An 18,370-nucleotide genomic window follows, 5' to 3' on the forward strand; every position below is an offset into this window, starting at 1 on the left:
CGGCACGTTACAGTGGTTGGCATGGCTTTATTCCCACCCCGACCCTCGCAGCAGCCGGCCGTAACGCCGGCTCCCGCGGTTTCCCCGTCCTCCAGCGCGGTGTCCCGCGACGACCTCGAACGCGTACGCGACCTGACCAACCGCATCCGCCGGCATTTCGCCCAGGGACTGGTCGCACAGGACCAGCTGCGCGAATCCCTGATCGCGACGATGGTGGCCGGCGGCCACATCCTCATCGAATCCGTGCCCGGACTGGCGAAGACCACCGCCGCGCAGATCCTCGCCACTTCGGTGTCCGGCTCGTTCAAACGCATCCAGTGCACGCCGGACCTCATGCCCTCCGATCTGGTGGGCACGCAGATCTTCGACTTCGCCACGCAGAAGATGACCACGCAGATCGGTCCGATCCACGCGAACTTCGTCCTGCTCGACGAAATCAACCGATCTTCGGCGAAGACCCAGTCCGCCATGCTTGAGGCCATGGCGGAGGGCGCCGCCACCATCGGAGGCGAGCGCATCCGGCTGCCGCGCCCGTTCATGGTGATCGCCACGCAGAACCCCATCGAGGAGGAGGGCACATACAACCTCCCCGAGGCGCAGATGGACCGTTTCTATATGAAAACGGTGATGACCTATCCGAGCGAGACGGACGAGATCTCCATGCTCGACCTGCTCACCCGCCGCGGCACCGACCAGCAGGACGCCACGGTCAGCCCCGCCGCCATCGGCATCGCGGACGTGGAGTTCCTGCGTTCCTGCGCCCGGAGGGTGCATGTCTCCCAGCCGATCATGAAGTATGCGGTGGAGCTGGCGCAGACGAGCCGCGGTGCCGGTCCGCGACCGATCAAGGGGCTGTCGAACCTGGTGCGCCTGGGGGCCAGCCCACGAGCCTCGATAGCCCTGGTGCGCATCGGTCAGGCGCAGGCGCTGATGTCCGGCCGCGACTATGTGATCCCGGAGGACGTCAAGGCGTTCGCGCACGAGGTGTTCCGCCACCGCATCCTGCTGACCTTCGAGGCCATGGCGGAAGGCGTGGACGCCGATCAGGTGATCGATTCGATGATCGAGGCGGTTCCCGTACCATGATCGCGACGGACACTCCCGTCGATCCGATACGCCGCAGGATAGAGTCCCTGGGGATGCGTCTCGGCCTGCCCACGATCGTCAAGGCGCTGGGCGTGCTGGAGGGTGAGCACCCCTCGTCGAGACGCGGTGCCGGATACGACTATCTGGACATCCGGCCGTATGAGCCCGGCGAGGAGGCGCGGCTCATCGACTGGAAGGCCAGCGCCAGATCCGGTCGGCCCATGATCGTGGACAAGGAGCGCGAAAGCAACGGGAACGTATGGCTGCTGCTCGACGTGGGACGCGAGATGACGGGCGTGTGCCCGAGCGGCGAACCCGCCATCGACGTGGCGGCCAATGCGTTGCGCATGTTCGCCATGCTTTCGCTGCGCCGTGGCGACGACCTGTCCATCGTCCTTGGGGACCATGCCAGCATCACCCGCGTGCCGTTCAACGGCGGGTTCGCGAAGTTCGAACATGCGCTGGACGGCCTGCTGCGCCGCGACCTCGCCCATCCCCGCGACTTCGACGCGCTGATCGACTATGCGGGCAGGATCCGCAACCGACGCTCGCTCATCGTGCTGGCCACGGACGAGACCGTCTGGACCCGCGAGCGTGCGCGCGCGCTGCGGACGCTCGCCCAGACGCATCCGGTAATCACCATCAACGTCGCCGTCGCCAACCCCTTCTCCTCGGCCGATCGGTTCGCCCGCATCATCGACGCCCACAGTGGAAGGCGGATTCCGGCGTTCCTGCGCACGAAGAGGGTGGAATCGAGCGTGGAGGTGCATCGCCGGTTCGAGGCGACGGCCGCGGAGCATGAACTGGCCGGCGTCGGCACGACCATGATCCATGCCGGCTCAAGCGAGGCGATGTTCAACGAATTCGTCAGGCTGGTGTCCTCCGTCCTGGCCCGTGGGGGATTCCGACAGCCGTCGATGCGCGCCGTGGGAGGGATGTCATGATGTGGACGATGGCGGATGGACGGTTCACCGCCGTGGCACCATCCGAAACCGGCCCATATGCGTTCGCGACGTTCGCCCTGCTTGCGGCGGCGGTGGCGCTGTGTCTTGCGTCGGTGCTGCTGGGTCGTCCGCGGCAACGGCGGCAGATCCGACAGGGCGCCCACCGACCACAGGCGGGCAGGGGCGAATGGCTGGACGCCATCGACGACATCCGATCACGGTTCCATGAGGGCCAGCTCGACGAGGACGACGCCTTCGCCGAGCTGGCGGCCCTGGCGCGCCGGTTCGCATCCGACCGCCTCGGCCGCGACGTGACGAACCATACGCTTGCGGAGCTTGATCGTCTTCCGCGCTCCCGCGGCGGCGGCAGGGGCGTCGACCTGCTCCGTCAGACCATCCGCGCCCTGTATCCGCCGGAGTTCGCGGAACCGGCCGTCCATGCCGGTCCGGCAAGGCCCACGGTCGACGAGGCCGCGGGCTGGGTGTCGAATCTTGTGGAAAGGTGGCGTGCACGATGACGATTTGGAATACGTTCCGCTGGCCATGGGTGCTTGTGGTCGGCGTGGTCGTCGTCGCACTGGCGCTGCCTGCGCTGCGCTGGTATGCATCACGCCCCTCGGGAGGAGGCCGCGATGCGGTGGATGGGGACGACGCCCCGGTATGGAACCTCGACCACGATCTGGAGACCGAATACGTCAGCGACCAGTGGCGTCGGTGGAAGCGGCTCAACCGCACGGCGGTGGCGCTGCTGACGTGCCTGACGCTGGTCTCCGTCATCCTGATGGCGCGCCCATCGCGCATCGACGCCGAATCGAGCGAGGCGTCGACCCGAGACATCATCCTGTGTCTGGACGTCTCCGGCTCCACGTTGCCGTACGACCGCGAGGTCATCGCCACGTATCTCGACCTGGTCGGGCATTTCCAGGGCGAACGCATCGGATTGAGCATCTTCAATTCGACGTCCCGCACCGTGTTCCCGCTGACCGACGACTATGACCTGGTCAGGGAGCAGCTCACCTACGCGAACGACATCCTCAAGGACGTCGTCGATCAGGACAGCATCGACAAGATGAGCGACAAACAATACCAGCAGGTCTCCGATTGGCTGGAAGGCACGCAGAACCGCAAGGACGTCACGTCGCTCATCGGCGACGGCCTGATCAGCTGCGCGTCCATGCTGCCGGAGTTCTCCGCCGACGACTCCGACGCGGCATCCGCCCCGACCGGAGCGACGGACACGACGAACCGGGATGCGTCGATCGTGCTGGCCACCGACAACGTGCTGTCCGGCAAGCCGACATACACCCTGTCCAAGGCGTTGGACCTGACGTCGGGCTCCTCGATCGTCGTGGACGGCCTGTTCTCGGGACCGGTCGAATCGGACGGCGACGCCACGACGACCGACATGAAGCGGCAGATCGAATCGCATGGCGGCATATTCCTCACGCAGGGAGGCGGCTCCTCGGTGACGGCGCTGGTGAGGACCATCGACGGGCAACGCAGCAAGGACAACGAACGCAAGACCCAATCGAACCTCGTGGACGCGCCCCGCTATTGGGTGCCCGCGGCCGTGGCGCTGTTCCTCGGCTTCGTGGTCGTGACGGAAAGGCTGAGACGATGAACGGACTTACCTTCTCCCCCATTCTCGGATGGGCCGGCTCGTCGGCCGTGGCCTTCGCCGTCATGGCCGTGACCGTCGGCCTGACGGTCCGATCGCGCCGGGCGACGCATTCGGATGCCACCATGGCGGACCATATACGCAGAATCCTCGCCTCCGTCGTCCTGGCCGTCATGATGTTCGCCCCGAGCACCGTGCACGTGACGACGACGCAGGCGGTGAACGCCACCGACGTGTTCATCGCCGTGGACGTCACCGGTTCGATGGCCGTCTCCGACGCGCATTACGGCTCCAAGGACGCCGTCATGCGTCTCACGGCCGCGCAGAAGGCGGTGGCCGACATCACCAAGGCCTATCCGGACGCAAGCTTCGCGGCCATCAGGTTCGGGGCGTCCGGCACGCTGGACGTGCCGCTGACGCCGGACGCACGCGCCATCGGCAACTGGGCCGAGACCCTGAGACCGGAGCCCACCGGATCGTCGTCGGGATCGAACCTCGACAAGGCCATCGACCCGTTGCTGCCCGCCATGAAGGCGACGCGCGCCCGGCATCCCGACGACCGCATCGTCGTCGTCTACATCTCCGACGGGGAGCAGACCAGCCGCAAGATACGACGCACGTTCTCCTCGCTGCGCGCCTACGCGGATGACGGGCTCGTCGTGGGCGTCGGATCGGCCGACGGCGGCAAAATCCCCCAGGTGGGCAACGACGGGACGGTGGACGTCAAACGGTTCATCACCGACCCGACCACCAAACAGCCCGGCATCTCCATGATGGACGAGAAGAACCTCAAGGACATCGCCGACGAGATGAGCGGCGCCTACGTGCATGTGGACGCCGCCCGCACCATCGGTGCGGGGGATGCGCGGGGGACATCCACGCAATACCGTCTGGCGAGCACATACAAACAGCGGGAGCACAGCGTCCCGATCGTCTGGCCGTTCGCCGTGCTGCTCGTGGCGCTGCTCGCATGGGAGGCGGTCAGCTGGGCACGAACGTCAAGGAGGCTGATATGAGCCGATCGTCACACGCCCCACATGCCGACGGCACCGTCCGCGCTTCCCGGCCGGTGCGCGGCGTCATGATGGCTGCGGCCATCATGATGGCGGTCGCAGCCATCGTGGGCGGCGTCAACTGGAATGCGCTCTCGGCCAACAACGCGGCCGTGGGCAGCCTCAACGCATCCATCGACGCCTATGCCAAGGACTCCCCCGACCTCGATGCACTGAAAACCGCACAGCGGCAGACCGACGCGCAGTTCCGCGACGCGCAGGCCCTCGGAGTGCTGCAACTGCCGTCCGTCCGTTCCACCATAGCGGCCAATGCCGCCGAATCGGCGCGTCTGAGCCGGCAGATCGACGCGGACCTCGCCAAACGGACGTCGTCGGGCGACACATCGGCCTCCGATGCGAACGCCGCCGAGGGCGGGTCGCAGGGCGGCGGGTCGTCGAACTCCTCCGAAGCCGAGAAGATCAACCGGATGCTCGAACAGAACAAGAAGGTCGAGATGAAGAACGTGCCCGATACATCGAAGACCACCACGGAGGGGGACGAGAACACCAGTCCGAAGCCATGGTGACCCGTCGTCGGGCGGCGGTGGGTTGGGCCCGGCCCGGCCCCCCCCGACCGCCGGGGGTGGTCCATCCGTCCACATCGTCCCGAGGGCCGCGGGCGCCACGCCATATCGTGGTTGAATCGCAGCATGACGCAATTCAACACCGCACCGCAGTCCCCGTTCGGGCAGACCCCGTCCTCGCCGTTCCGGAAGAGAACGACCGACAGTCCGCTGGCGCGGGCCGTGGAACAGGCCAACGGCACCGCGCCCTGCCCGTGCGCCGACGTATGCAGGGACTCACAGGACCATGTACGAGCATTGGCCGCCTCCACGGTCGGCATCGTCCAGGACGCCGTCGACGCCCTGAGGACGGCCGGCTCCGTCACCTGGGAAGGCAAGGCCGGCGAGCGTTTCCACCAGACCGTCAAGGAGGCGATGACGCTCGCCGACGCATTGGACCGGGGAGCGCATGACACGGCACGGTTCATCGACAGCGCGGAGGCGCTGGCATGAACGCGCATGTGAAATCCCGCATATACGGCGGACAGGGAACGACCACCAAAGCCGACCTCGCACGGTTCCGCACCGTGGCCGGCGCACTGAACAACGCCTCCATCGCGGTCTGGCACCTGCATGCGGACTGGGGCGCGACACCCATCCAGCTGGCGGACAAGAAGCGGAAGGCGCCGTTCTGCCCGAAGCTGAACGGCTCGGCCACCGCCGGGGACGTCATGGACGACGGCTCATGCGTCGCCGGCAACCCCGACGGAGGGACCGTCGTGCACATGTCGCTGAACTATCCCGCGGTGAACCGCCACGCCAACGAGCGTGGCACCCAGACGAACGCCCTACGGGAGAAGCTCTCCCTGCTCGCGGACCACCTCGTCCGTGCATACTCGCTGTATTCCAACGCGGAATGGGCCGCGGAGCGTCTGATGGGCGAGGCCCTGCAGGCCGGGGCGTTGTCGGCCCCCGCCCACGCGGGAGGACTGTTCGCCGCCTATACGGCATTCGAAGTGGTGGAGGGATCCGTCTCGGAGGGACGATTCAACCCGATGTACGCGCTCACCGACACCTGGTGGGCCCAGGAGGGGCTGCTCGCGGCGTTGGGCACCGCCATGACCAAGGGCACCGACTACAGGGCCATCATCCAGGGCACGGTCGATACGGATGAGGTCAACGAGGCCGCCGAGGAGATCGCGAAGTTCACGGCGCCGTTGAACAATCTGGTCTTCGGGGACGATCTCACCGTCACCCGCATCAGCCCGGGCCGCGGCATCGGCGACACGCGCAGCATATCGGATTCCCTGCGGAACGTGCACGATATGCGTCTCAACAACGTCGACTACGGTTCCATCGCCATCCAGAAATATCTGCGTGAGGACGGCTCCACCGCCTGGATGGTCACCATACCGGGCACCGACGGCAACGCCGACTCCCCGTTCAGCTGGCCGACCAACGTGGAGCTCATGAGCTCCGACGCGGAACGACGCCGGGCGGCGGACAGCGCACGCATGGTGGATGAGGCCATGCGCCAGGCCGGCATACAGCCGGACGACCCCGTCGCGATGGTGGGCCATTCGCAGGGCGGCATCGTGGCGGCGACCATGGCATCGGACTACGGGGACCGATACAACATCCAGCACATCGTCACCGCCGGCTCCCCCATCGCCAACCATCCGATCGACCGGAAGAAGACGTGGGTGACGAGCATCGAGATGAACGACGAGCTGGTCTCGAACCTCGACGGGTCGCGGAACCCCGTGGCCCCCACATGGCTGACGGTGCGCGGCGTCAGCCAGCCCATGGGCTCGGAAGCCGGCACCGCCGTGGAGAACACCGACGACCACAAGTTCCTCACCCACGACATGAACTACATGAAGGCGGCGTGGAAGGACGCAGAGGAACTCGGATCGACCGCGCAGCAGGGCCATGACCGGCACTTCCGTGAGGTCGTCGGCGGGCGGCTTGAGGAGACCACCTACTGGAGGGGGCGCATTTCCAGATAGGGTACGGCTTCACGTATTGTGTTGTGCATGAAGTTGACTGACATCTCCCCCGCAATCGCACTGAGCCCGCTGGATGGGCGCTACCATCGGCAGACCGCCGAACTCACCGAGTACATGAGCGAGCCGGCGCTCAACCGCGAACGCCTGCACGTGGAGGTCGAGTGGATGATCCTGCTGGCCAACGGCATGGGCGACGGCCCCATCGTCGGCGGCGTCACGCCGTTCACCGATGCCGAGATCGCGTATCTGCGTGCCATCCCCGAGGACTTCGGCGCCGAGGGCATCGCCCGCATGGCCGAGCACGAGGCCGTGACCCACCATGATGTGAAGGCCGTGGAATACTACATCGACGACCAGCTCGACAAGGCGCCTGAGACGCTCGGCCCCGACACGCAGCTGCCGCACATCAAGCAGCTGGTGCATTTCGCATGCACGTCCGAGGACATCAACAACCTCTCCTATGCGCTGTGCATCAAGCAGGCCGTCGAAAACGTGTGGACCCCGGCCGCCGAAAGCATCGTGGACCACCTCGCCGACAAGGCCGAGCGGTTCCGCGACAAGCCCATGCTGAGCCTGACCCACGGCCAGCCGGCCACGCCCACCACGCTGGGCAAGGAGCTGGCGGTGTACGTGTACCGTCTGCGTCGCCAGATGAGGAAGATCGCCGCCCAGGAGTATCTGGGCAAGATCAACGGCGCGACCGGCACGTTCGGCGCGCATCTGGCCGCCTACCCGGACGTGGACTGGGTCGCAGTCTCCCGCGAGTTCGTCACCAACCGCATGGGCCTGACGTGGAACCCGCTGACCACGCAGATCGAAAGCCACGACTGGCAGGCCGAGCTCTACTCCACGATCAGCCATGTGAACCGCATACTGCACAACCTGTGCGTGGACGTGTGGATGTACATCTCCCGCGGCGTGTTCGCCCAGGTGCCGGTCAAGGGCGCCACCGGATCGTCCACCATGCCGCACAAGGTGAACCCGATCCGCTTCGAGAACGCCGAGGCGAACTTCGAGATCTCCTGCTCGCTGCTGGAGACCCTCGCCGCCACGCTGGTGGAGAGCCGCTGGCAGCGCGACCTGACCGACTCCACCACACAGCGCAACGTGGGCGTGGGTCTGGGATACTCACTGCTCGCGCTGAACAACCTGCTGGGCGGCCTGAACTCCATCCACCCGAACGATGCCGTCATCGAACGCGAGCTCGACGAAAACTGGGAGGTGCTTGGCGAGCCCATCCAGACCGCCATGCGCGCCGCCGCCCTCGAAGGCCGTGAAGGCATGGACAAGCCGTATGAGAAGGTCAAGGAACTCATGCGGGGCCACTCCATCTCCAAGGACGATGTGGAGAACTTCATCGCCACGCTCGACTTCGACGAGGAGACCGCGAAGCGTCTGAGCTCGCTGACCCCATCCACCTACACCGGCATCGCCGACAGGCTCGTCGACTTCGACTGATGCCCATCCAGGACGGCAATGCGCGCGCCGACGGCGCCCGTGGACCCGCAAACGGAGACGTCGCCCTTCCCGGCAGCACTTCCATGGCCGCCCCGGAGGGCGACGTCTCCGTTTGCGACGCTCCCCCTACTCGCGTCCACGACTTCTCCGATCTGGTGGGGGCCGCGGGCGCCCTCGCCCTCGCCGTGCTGGTGATGCTCGCCAGCGTATATCTCACCGGCATATCCAGCGGGGTGGAATCCGACGTGCATCATGCCGGGACCGCCGTCGGCTGGCTTGTGGAGCTTCCGCTCTCCCTGCTGCAGCAGATCGTCACCGTGCTGGTGGTGGTCTCGGTGCTCATCCAGCTGCTGGTCGCCCGCGAATGGGTGCAGGCCATCGTCTCCATCGTCTCCATGTTCCTCGGATATGGGCTTGCCGGCGCTCTCAGCTTCGTCATCTCCACGATCGGCCCCGACCGTCTGGCCGCGGCGTTGGACTCCACCGGGGTCCTGGGCCACGGGCCCCTGCTGCCCGACCTGTTCGCCGGTCTCGCCGCGTTCCTCACCTCGGCGGGCCCCCACCGGCTTCGCGGCACCGTCAAATGGGGATGGAACAGCATCATATCGCTGGCCATCCTGCTGGTGGTGATCTCCATCGACCCGATCGCGGGCATCGTGGTGGCCATGGCCGCCGGCCGTCTCATCGGCCTGCTGGTCAGGTTCGCCATGGGCACGCAGAACAAGGGCGCCTGGGGCATGCAGATCGTGCAGTCGTTGTCGTCCATCGGCCTCGACGTGGCGTCGCTTACGCGCATGGACGGCATCCATGGCCCGGCGGGCGCCAAGCAGCCGGCGCTCGTCGACGACCTGGCTCCGCTCTCCCGCATCTACGAGGCCGTGTCGCGCGACGGCACCGGCTATATCGTATCGGTGCGCGACGAGCAGACCCGCACCGTGGGATATCTCTCCCAATTGTGGCAGTGGCTGCGCATGGCCGGCGGCGTTGACCTGCGCACCGACCGTTCGATGAGCGAGACCACGCACCATCATGTCGACCTGTTGCTGGCGCTGCGCAACATCGGGTTGGAGACGCCGGCCATCTACGGCCGCGCCGAAAGCGGTGAATCCTCGATTGTGGTATTCGACGCGGAGCGGTCCTGTTCCCCCGTCGACTGGGACGACGTGAGCGACGACGACCTCGTCGACGTCATGACGTATCTCGGCCGGGCGAACGCACGCGGCATCACGCACCGCAACATCACGCCCGCATCGATCGCCCGTTCCGGAACCGGCCGCCTGGTGCTCGCCGGCTGGCAGAACGGCGACGACGCCAGCTCGGCGGCCAACGTGGCCATCGACCGCATCCAGCTGCTCTCGGCGCTCAGCTGCCGTGTCGGCATCGGACGGGTCGTCGACTGCGCCCGCCGATGCTGGGGTGTGGACGTCCTCGTCTCTCTGGTGCCGTTCGTACAGAACGTGGCCGTTCCGCAGGACACGAAGGCCGACGACTTCTGGTCCCGCCAGACCTTGCGCGAGCTTCGCGACCATCTGGGCGCGCTCGCCCCGGCCGACGAGGCCGATCCACTGCCGCCGGTCACGCTTTCGCGGTTCAACGCCCGGTCGGTCATCATGATCGCCCTGCTCATCGTCGCCGTCGTGGTGGTGTTCACCCAGCTCAACATGCATGAGGTCATCTCCGCCGTCTCGCATGCGAATCCCTGGATGGCCGCGCTCGGATACCTGTTCGGCCTTCTTTCGTGGGTGGGGTCGGCCATCGCCCTGTATGTGTATGTGGACCGCGACCGCTGCCATCCCTCCGGCATTCTCGCCGTACAGGCCGCGTCGGGCTTCACCACGATCTCCATGCCGGCCGGCGTGGGTCCGGCGTTCGTCATGCTGCAGTATCTACGCAAAAGCGGCTACCGCAATTCCATGGCGACGGCCATCACCAGCGCGATCATCGTGGTCCAGGCGCTGGCCATCACGTCGCTGCTGCTGGTCATCGGCGTCTTCACCGGCCGCAATTCCCTGTCCGGCATGATTCCGACGAACACGCTGGTCACGGTGATCGGCCTCGTTGCCGCGTTGATCTCGCTGATCATGGTCGTCCCCGTCACGAGACGCCTCATACTCGACAAGGCGCTTCCCCTGGTGCTGTCATACGCCCGCCAGCTGGCGGATCTGCTGACACAGCCGCGCAAGCTGCTCATCGCCACCCTGGGCTGGCTGATGCAGACGTCCATGCTGGGCATGGCGTTCTGGGCGTCGCTGATGGCGTTCGGATATCCGACGAATCCGTTGGAGACGATATTCATCTACGTGCTGACCAACACGGTCGCCTCCGTGGTGCCGACGCCCGGCGGGCTCGGTGCCATCGAGGCGGCGTTGACGCTGGGCTTCACCTCCTTCGGGGTGCCGTCCGCGGTGGCGTTGTCGTCGACCATGCTGTTCCGTCTGCTGACATACTGGCTCCGCATTCCGGTCGGCGCGACGGCGATGAAGTGGATGAATTCGCGGGAATTACTGTGATTTTCCGCCGTTTTCCGCCTGTCTCGCACAGAATCTTCACCGGAACGAAAAAGCGTCGTCTTTTTGACCCGAGAATGTCTCAAATGCTCGTCGGATACGTTACAATCGGTTGTGTTCCAAGGGTTTTCCCGATTCAAGAGGGATAATCCACTGATAGAAGGAAATGTGCATTATGGCATACAACAAGTCTGACCTGGTGTCCAAGATTGCTCAGAAGTCCAACCTGACCAAGGCCCAGTCCGAGGCCGCTGTGAACGCCTTCCAGGAAGTGCTCGTCGAGTCCCTGAAGTCCGGCGAAGGCCTGAAGCTCACGGGCGTCTTCTCCGCCGAGCGCGTCAAGCGCGCCGCTCGCACCGGTCGCAATCCGCGCACGGGCGAGACCATCAAGATTCCGGCCGGCTACGGTGTGAAGCTGTCCGCCGGTTCCCTGCTGAAGAAAGCCGTCGCCGAGTAAGACCGGTCGCCACAGGCGAGAAAGACTTGTAGAAAGGGCGTTGCACGCATTCATCATGATGTGCGCAACGCCCTTTTTCATGCCATCTTCGCAGCGCTCCCATGCGATGGACGCCGTATGGGAGGCGCCGGAATATCCAACGTCAGGCATCCCCACGAATCATGGGCGGTCGTCATCGCAGGGCGTCGATGACCGTCGTATAGGCCGTCGTCGGCGTCGGATCGAATGGATCGAGCAGTTCCGCCTCCACATGCGCCGGCCCGTTCAGCGTCACGTGGGTCCAGTCGCAGGTCCATCGTGCATCGGTGGCGAGCGCCGCACGGACGAACCGGCCACGCAGCGCGGCGCGGGTGTCGGCGGGAGGCGTGTCCACGGCCATGGCGATGCTCTCCTCGGAGAGCAGGGTTTCCATGAGTCCGGCAGTCTGCAGCCGGTCGAAGACCGTGCCGTTGACGATGTCGTGATAGTCGAGGTCGATCTGCCGGATGCGTGCGTCCGGTATCGTGGGTTCGCGACGTCGCATGCCCTCGATGAGCCGGAGCTTGGCCGCCCAGTCCACCCAGGGGGCGAGGTCCCGCCATCGTCCTGATTCCACGGCGTCGAGCGCCTGACGCCATAACGTCATCACCCGGTCGCAATCAGGCAGGATGACGTCCATGTCGTCCGCATGACGGTCGATGAACGCGGAGACGAGGTCATGATAGCGTCGCTGCACGTCGAGAGTACTTGCCGTCGTGCCGTCGGCCAGCATGATGTGGGTCTTGCCGGTGCGGTCGCGGCTGACGTCCCGGATGGCCCGCCCGGGGTCGGCGAGCGCCATCGCGGCGAACGCGCTGACGCCGCCGTTCAGCCAGGCCTCCTCGATGACGCACAGCACCAGATGCGTGGTCGCCATCTTCATCCAGGTGGCGGTCTGGGAGCGGTTGGAATCCCCGACGATCACATGCAGGCGACGGAACAGGTCGGAGTCGGCGTGCGGTTCGTCTCGCGTGTTGACCATGGGACGGGACCGCGTGGTGGAGCTGGAGACCGCGTCGTCGAGGAACTCGGCGCGTTGGGAGATCTCGAATCCGTCCGGGATGCCCGGATCCGCGGTGAACCGTCCGGCGCCGGTGAACAGCTGGCGGGTGACGAGGAACGGCACGAGCTCGTGCTCTATGGCGCTGAGCGGCACCTGTCTGCGCAGCAGGTAGTTCTCGTGGCATCCGAAGGAGTGGCCGGCGGAATCCACGTTGTTCTTGAACAGGTGGATGCGGGCGTGCCCGCCGTGCTCCTCGCGCAGCCGCTGCTGCGCCTCGCCGGCGAGCCGTCGCATCACGTGTTCCCCTGCGAGGTCCTGGGCCAGCGCGTCCATGGGGCGTATCGCTTCGGCGGTGGCGTATTCGGGATGGCTGCCTACGTCGAGGTACAGCCGTGAGCCGTTCACCAGATACGTGTTCGTGGAACGTGACCGGGAGACCACGGGACGGAACATCGTCATGGCAACCTGTCCGGGGTCCACGGGTTTCGTGGCCCCGGTCACCGCCACGCCGTATTCGGTCTCGATGCCGAAGATGCGCGCGAAATCATGGGCGTGTTCCGCGCCGGCATGGGCGCGGCGATGTCCCGTGTCACGGCTGTCGCGTAGCTGCGGCACTCACTCGCCGCCTTTCTGCACGAAGCTGGAGACGTATTCCTCGGCGTTGGTCTCCAAGGTGGATTCGATGTCGTCGAGCAGGGAATCGAGGCTGGAGGCCTGCTGCGAGAAACCGCCCTCCCTGCGTTCGGCGGTCTGGTCGGCCGTCTGCTCCCGCTCGGATTCCTGCGACGAAATCTGCTCCTGTGGCATTTGTGCGCTCCTTATGTTCGTTTGTCCGTTGTTCGTTCGTCCGTATCGGATCCGCGGCCTGTGCCGTGTTCGCGATCCGTATCGTATCGTCGACGGTTCCGTGCTCCGTTTGCAAGATAACGCATTATCCCAGATATGGACGCAGTTCGTCCATGATGGGACCGTTGGAGGCCACGATGTCGTTGTTGTCTCCCCATGCGATGTCGCCGCCGTCCCAGCGTTCGAGACGTCCCTGCGCCTCGCGCAGCACGACGGCCCCGGCCGAGACGCCCGGCACGTCCCAGGAGTGCAGCGACGGCTCGAAATAGGCGTCGTAGGTGCCGTCCGCCACCTTGCACAGGTCCATGGAGACCGGGCCCACGCGTTTGATGTCGGTGGGCAGACCGGCGATGGCCGACGTCGTCTCAAGCGCGCGCTTCGACTCCTCGGGGAAGTACGACATGCCGAAGCTCACCACGGCGTCGGCGAGCGTGGCCGTGGTGGAAGGCATGATCTTCTCGCGTTTCTCCCCCAGCTCGTTGGTGCGGATGCGGATGGCGCCCTTGCCCCGTGCCCCCATGTAGGTCACACCGAGGGCGGGCGCATGCACGATGCCGAGGATGGGGACGTCACGGCCGTCCCCATCCACTTCGAACAGGGAGACGGTGACGGTCCATTCCGGCATGTTGCGTCGGTAGTTGATGGCGCCGTCGATATGCCCGATGCACCAGTAGAGACCGCCCGGCTTACGGTCGCTGCCCACCTCCTCCCAGCAGGGATGGGGTTCGATGGCGTTGATGCGCTCATGGCAGTAGCGCATGAGGCGCTCGTCCACCTCCGACGAGTACCTCGTCCCCGGGCGTCCACCGCCATGGCGGATGTTGAGGTCATGGGGCTTCATCTGATCCTGATAGGCGAGCCTGCCCGCCTCCTCGACCACTTTCGCGACCTCGACGGCAAGTTCACGCAGTTCCATACGGCACTCTCCTTGCAGATGTCCTTCATTCCATAATCATTCCATAATCGGTCGCCGTCGTACCGCGTCCCTCATTCCCGGATGGACAGCAGATCGTCCACGGACGAGGCGTCGTCCAGTTTCCGCCGGACGTCGGCCTCGGTATGGCCACGCGGGTCGTCGAGGGCCAGGTCATGCAGCGAACCGTCCGAGGCCCGCACGGTCATGCTCTTCCATGATGCGGCCACCACGTCGTCGGGGAACCGTCGGATCAGTGCCGCACGGAACCATGCGCGGGTGTCGGACGGCGCCTCGGAGCACGCCGACCGAAGCATATCGGGCGACATCAGCGTGACGGCGTGGGACTCGACCGCCGTGAACACCGAACGCCGTCCATCGAGGGACGCCCATGCGATGTCCATGGCGCGGATGCGCGCGTCGTCCCATTCCATGCCGCGTCTGCGACGCAGACGCTCCATCAGCTGCCATTTGAGCAGCCATTCAAGCCGTCCCGCGGCCCCGGCCATGCCGAGCCGTTCATCGTCATCGGCATGGGCCACCTGCATGACGTCGCGCAGGGCCTCGCCCCACATGGCCATGATGCGTTTCGTCGGATCGTCCGGCCATAGCGGTTCGCCGTCGATGTCGGTGCCGTGCACGGCCGCCGCCACCTCGTATACCGCGGACCGCAGCAGCACCTGGATCTGCCAGGCCGTGACGTTCCCGCCCGACGCCGCGGCAAGCGGAGCACGCAATCCGAGATTGTGCGACACCGTGTGGATGGCCGCCACGGGATCGTCGAGACCGACCCGTTCCAGCAGGGCCTGCAGGTCGTAGCCGGCAGAGTCGGCGTTCTCGGCAAGCCACGCGACCATGCTGGTGGTGCCGAGACGAAGCACCTCCGGCACGTCCATGCGGTTCGCGTCGCCCACGATCACATGCAGGCGGCGGTAGTCGTCGGTGCTGTGCGACTCGTCCCTCGTATTGACGATGGGGCGTTCGAACGTGGTCTGCAATCCGATGCGCGCATGCATGTAGTCGGCACGCTGGCTGAGCTGGAATCCAGGCGCCTCGCTGCGCTCGCCGAGCCCCACGCGCCCGGTGCCGCAGTAGAGCTGCCGGGTGACGAAGTGCACGGTCATCAGCGCGGCGAGAACGTCGAACGGCACGGCGCGCGACACCTGATAGCTTTCATGCGACCCCCAGCTGGAGCCCTTGCCGTCCACGTTGTTGCGGAACAGGGCGATGCGTCGGCCGGTGCGCTCGCTTGCGCGGCGCGCGGCCTCGGCCATGAGCAGGTCGCCGGCCCTGTCGTAGCGCAGCGCCTGGAACGGGTCGAGCGTCTCGGGCGCCGAATACTCGGGGTGGGCGTGGTCCACGTAGATGCGTCCCCCGTTGGGGACTATGGTGTTGGTCACACGCAGCTGCGGGGCGTCGGTGAGCATCTCCGGACGGGCAGCCGCCCGTTCGAGACGGTATCCCCGCGCATCGTTGACCGGGTCCTCGGGACGGTAATCCCATCGGATGTGGCGCGTGGACTCGTCGGCCGCGCCGTCGACGACGTCGAACGACAGCTGCACGGGATTGGCGTGTGCATCGCCCTCGTCGGTGACGGCGTATTCGGTTTCCGTGCCCATCGGTCTCAGAACGCTCATGATCTCCTCGCTTGGTCGGTTGCCGGCACCACAGCGGTGGCGCGATTGACGTCGATGCCGTTGAGTGTGGCCCACTGCCGTGGATTGACCCCGGTGATGGAATCCACGCACTCCCGGTATTCCTCGCCTATGGCGGCCCCCAGTGACGCGGCGTCGAGACGGGCCTCGCGCCCCTGCGTGATGGACGCCTTGACGGCGGCGGTCTTGGCCCGGTCGACGATGTTCTTCAGCATCGCGCCGGAGATGAGGTCGGCGAAATACACGCCGGCCCATCGGCCGGAGTCGTCGGCGATGTCGCAGACTCGGCGTCCGTCGTCGCGCCGGAAGATGTCGGCGGTCGTCACGGCGATGAGGTCGTCCGCCGCCATGCCGTCGGCGAGCGGCAGATCGTCGGTCAGGTAGTGGCGCAGGATGGATGTGGCCTGCGCCCTGTCGGGGCGGTCGATGCGGATCTTCACGTCGAGACGGCCGGGGCGCAGCACGGCCGGGTCTATCATGTCGATGCGGTTCGAGGCCCCGATGACCATGACGTTGCGCAGCGTCTCTATGCCGTCGAGTTCGGCGAGGAACTGCGGCACGATCGTGGTCTCCACGTCGGACGACACCCCGGATCCGCGGGTGCGTAGCAGGGAGTCCATCTCGTCGATGAACACGATGACGGGACTGCCGTCCGCCGCGCGGCGGCGGGCCCGGTCGAAGATGGAGCGGATGATGCGTTCGGATTCGCCGACGAACTTGCTGAGGATCTCCGGGCCCTTGACCGAGAGGAACACGCCGGATCCGATGCCGCTGCCCCGGGCCAGGGAGTTCGCCACGGCCTTGGCGATGAGCGTCTTGCCGTTGCCCGGCGGGCCGTAGAGCAGCACGCCGCGCGGCGGGGTCAGGTCGTAGCGTTCGAACAGGTCGCGATGCAGGAACGGCAGTTCGACCGCGTCGCGGATCTGGTCGATCTGCGCGTCGAGGCCGCCGATGTCGTCGAACGACACGTCCGGCACTTCCTCCAGCACCAGGTCGCCGTCATCCCGTCTGGGCAGCGTCTCCAGCGCGATGGATCCGGACGCGTCGAGCAGCACGCGGTCGCCATGGTCGAGTTCCGTATTCGTCAGCGACCCAGCGCGAACCGCCACGTCGACACGACCGCTCTGGTCCACGACCATCAGGCGTCCTCCGGGCAGCGTCTCCTCCACCTGGCGCACGGTGCCTCCGAGCGGCAGGTCACGGGTGGCGACGACCACCATGTTCTCGTTGAGCAGCACGGTCTGCCCGCAGGAGAGCCGGTCCACGTTCACCAGGTCCGAGACGGGCACCACCATGCGGCGCGATCCCATGACCACCTCGGCCGCGGCATGGCGCACGCCGTCGTCGTCCACATGGCTGGAGTCCACGCGCACGAACACGGCGAAGTTCTCCGGCGGCTGTGCGAGATTCACCAGCTGCGACTTCGCCTGGCGCAATTCCCGGCCGGCGCGGTTGAGCGCCTGCGCCAGCGCATGGTTCTTGGCCTGCAGGACGTCGGCGTGTTCGCTCAGCTGTTCGTAGCGCCTGCGCCACCGCCCCTCCTCCGGTTCGCCGTCCACATTCGGTGCTTCGTCAGTCATTGTCGCCGCCTTTTCGAGTCCTTATCAGATTATGCACCCAACGTCCCAGCAACGCCACGACGACGAGGACCGCAAGGGCGATGACCACGTCCTCGAACGCGCCGAGCACGCCGAGCATCGAGCACCAGTTCTCCCCCAGCGCATGGCCCGCGCCGATGAGCACGGTGTTCCACACCGCCGATCCGAGCAGCGTCCATCCGGTGAACCGTCCGAAGTTCATGGCGTTGAATCCCGCGGGAATGGATATCAGCGAACGCACGACGGGAATCACTCGGCCTATGAGCACCGACCAGGCGCCGAACCGGGAGAACCACCGGTCGGCCTTCCCGATGTCCTCGCGACTCACTCCGGGTATATGGTCCGCGACGGCCATCAGCCTGTCGATGCCGATGCATCGCGAGACGCCATACAGCGTCCATGCGCCGACGAGGGAGCCTATCGTCGCCCAGATGATGGACTCCATCAGGGACAGCCGGCCCGTCGACGCGGTGAATCCGGCCAGTGGGAGGATGATTTCGCTGGGGATCGGCGGGAATACGGATTCCAAAGCGATGGCGGCGCCCACGCCGACTCCTCCCAATGTGCCCATGAGACCCACCAGCCAGTCGGTCATGGCCCCGATGAGACCGGGCTGCGCGGATGGGCGAGGTGCCTCATTTGAAAGTGAGCGCGTAATCCGGAGTGGTGCCTCACTTGGGGTGAGCGCGAAATCCTAGTCCTT

General features: G+C 66.1%; 17 protein-coding genes. 11 read left to right on the forward strand and 6 right to left on the reverse strand.

Going from position 1 to position 18,370, the window contains the following annotated elements; translation table 11 throughout:
- The first annotated feature begins 21 nt into the window (after positions 1-21).
- The 11 genes from DF200_RS05690 (at position 22) to DF200_RS05740 (ending at position 11,634) form a co-directional block, all read left to right on the forward strand.
- Positions 22-1,086, forward strand: a complete 1,065-nt coding sequence (locus tag DF200_RS05690) for an AAA family ATPase (RefSeq protein WP_109137319.1) — start codon at positions 22-24, stop codon at positions 1,084-1,086.
- Positions 1,083-2,030: a DUF58 domain-containing protein gene (locus DF200_RS05695; protein ID WP_109137320.1), complete on the forward strand. Its 948-nt coding sequence runs from the start codon at positions 1,083-1,085 to the stop codon at positions 2,028-2,030. The genes DF200_RS05690 and DF200_RS05695 overlap by 4 nt, the downstream gene beginning before the upstream one ends.
- Complete coding sequence (locus DF200_RS05700) at positions 2,027-2,548, forward strand: hypothetical protein (protein ID WP_146192023.1); 522 nt, start codon at positions 2,027-2,029, stop codon at positions 2,546-2,548. Before DF200_RS05695 ends, DF200_RS05700 begins: the two co-directional genes overlap by 4 nt.
- Positions 2,545-3,651 carry a vWA domain-containing protein gene (locus DF200_RS05705; protein WP_109137322.1) on the forward strand — a complete coding sequence of 369 codons (1,107 nt, stop codon included), beginning with the start codon at positions 2,545-2,547 and terminating at the stop codon, positions 3,649-3,651. Before DF200_RS05700 ends, DF200_RS05705 begins: the two co-directional genes overlap by 4 nt.
- Positions 3,648-4,664 carry a vWA domain-containing protein gene (locus DF200_RS05710; RefSeq protein ID WP_109137323.1) on the forward strand — a complete coding sequence of 339 codons (1,017 nt, stop codon included), beginning with the start codon at positions 3,648-3,650 and terminating at the stop codon, positions 4,662-4,664. Before DF200_RS05705 ends, DF200_RS05710 begins: the two co-directional genes overlap by 4 nt.
- On the forward strand, positions 4,661-5,227 hold the full coding sequence (locus tag DF200_RS05715; RefSeq protein ID WP_109137324.1) for a DUF6466 family protein: 567 nt from the start codon (positions 4,661-4,663) through the stop codon (positions 5,225-5,227). Before DF200_RS05710 ends, DF200_RS05715 begins: the two co-directional genes overlap by 4 nt.
- A 123-nt stretch (positions 5,228-5,350) precedes the next feature.
- The gene (locus DF200_RS05720) at positions 5,351-5,716 is read left to right on the forward strand and encodes a hypothetical protein (protein WP_109137325.1); all 366 of its coding nucleotides are present in this window, start codon (positions 5,351-5,353) and stop codon (positions 5,714-5,716) included.
- A complete protein-coding gene (locus tag DF200_RS05725) occupies positions 5,713-7,212 on the forward strand; it encodes an esterase/lipase family protein (protein ID WP_109137326.1) in 1,500 nt (499 codons plus the stop codon). The genes DF200_RS05720 and DF200_RS05725 overlap by 4 nt, the downstream gene beginning before the upstream one ends.
- A gap of 27 nt (positions 7,213-7,239) precedes the next feature.
- Positions 7,240-8,670, forward strand: a complete 1,431-nt coding sequence (gene purB, locus DF200_RS05730; RefSeq protein ID WP_109137327.1) for an adenylosuccinate lyase — start codon at positions 7,240-7,242, stop codon at positions 8,668-8,670.
- Complete coding sequence (locus DF200_RS05735; protein WP_241520148.1) at positions 8,670-11,180, forward strand: lysylphosphatidylglycerol synthase transmembrane domain-containing protein; 2,511 nt, start codon at positions 8,670-8,672, stop codon at positions 11,178-11,180. Before purB ends, DF200_RS05735 begins: the two co-directional genes overlap by 1 nt.
- A 172-nt stretch (positions 11,181-11,352) precedes the next feature.
- Complete coding sequence (locus DF200_RS05740) at positions 11,353-11,634, forward strand: HU family DNA-binding protein (protein ID WP_093959424.1); 282 nt, start codon at positions 11,353-11,355, stop codon at positions 11,632-11,634.
- A gap of 172 nt (positions 11,635-11,806) precedes the next feature.
- On the opposite strand, the gene pafA is transcribed toward DF200_RS05740, so the two are convergent.
- The 6 genes from pafA to DF200_RS05770 all read right to left on the reverse strand — a co-directional run bounded on the left by pafA (position 11,807) and on the right by DF200_RS05770 (position 18,325).
- Positions 11,807-13,270: a Pup--protein ligase gene (gene pafA / locus DF200_RS05745; protein WP_109137328.1), complete on the reverse strand. Its 1,464-nt coding sequence runs from the start codon at positions 13,268-13,270 to the stop codon at positions 11,807-11,809.
- Positions 13,271-13,462, reverse strand: coding sequence for a ubiquitin-like protein Pup (locus DF200_RS05750; RefSeq protein ID WP_109137329.1), 192 nt, complete (start codon positions 13,460-13,462; stop codon positions 13,271-13,273).
- A gap of 124 nt (positions 13,463-13,586) precedes the next feature.
- Complete coding sequence (locus tag DF200_RS05755) at positions 13,587-14,417, reverse strand: inositol monophosphatase family protein (protein ID WP_109137330.1); 831 nt, start codon at positions 14,415-14,417, stop codon at positions 13,587-13,589.
- Positions 14,418-14,488: 71 nt separating this feature from the next.
- Positions 14,489-16,051 carry a depupylase/deamidase Dop gene (dop, locus tag DF200_RS05760; RefSeq protein WP_109137331.1) on the reverse strand — a complete coding sequence of 521 codons (1,563 nt, stop codon included), beginning with the start codon at positions 16,049-16,051 and terminating at the stop codon, positions 14,489-14,491.
- Positions 16,048-17,649 (reverse strand): proteasome ATPase, encoded by a 1,602-nt coding sequence (gene arc / locus DF200_RS05765; protein ID WP_109137332.1) that lies wholly within the window; start codon positions 17,647-17,649, stop codon positions 16,048-16,050. Before arc ends, dop begins: the two co-directional genes overlap by 4 nt.
- On the reverse strand, positions 17,642-18,325 hold the full coding sequence (locus DF200_RS05770; RefSeq protein WP_241520149.1) for a DedA family protein: 684 nt from the start codon (positions 18,323-18,325) through the stop codon (positions 17,642-17,644). Before DF200_RS05770 ends, arc begins: the two co-directional genes overlap by 8 nt.
- Positions 18,326-18,370 lie beyond the last annotated feature (45 nt).

Source organism: Bifidobacterium catulorum (assembly GCF_003129925.1).
Taxonomy (GTDB): Bacteria; Actinomycetota; Actinomycetes; order Actinomycetales; family Bifidobacteriaceae; genus Galliscardovia; species Galliscardovia catulorum.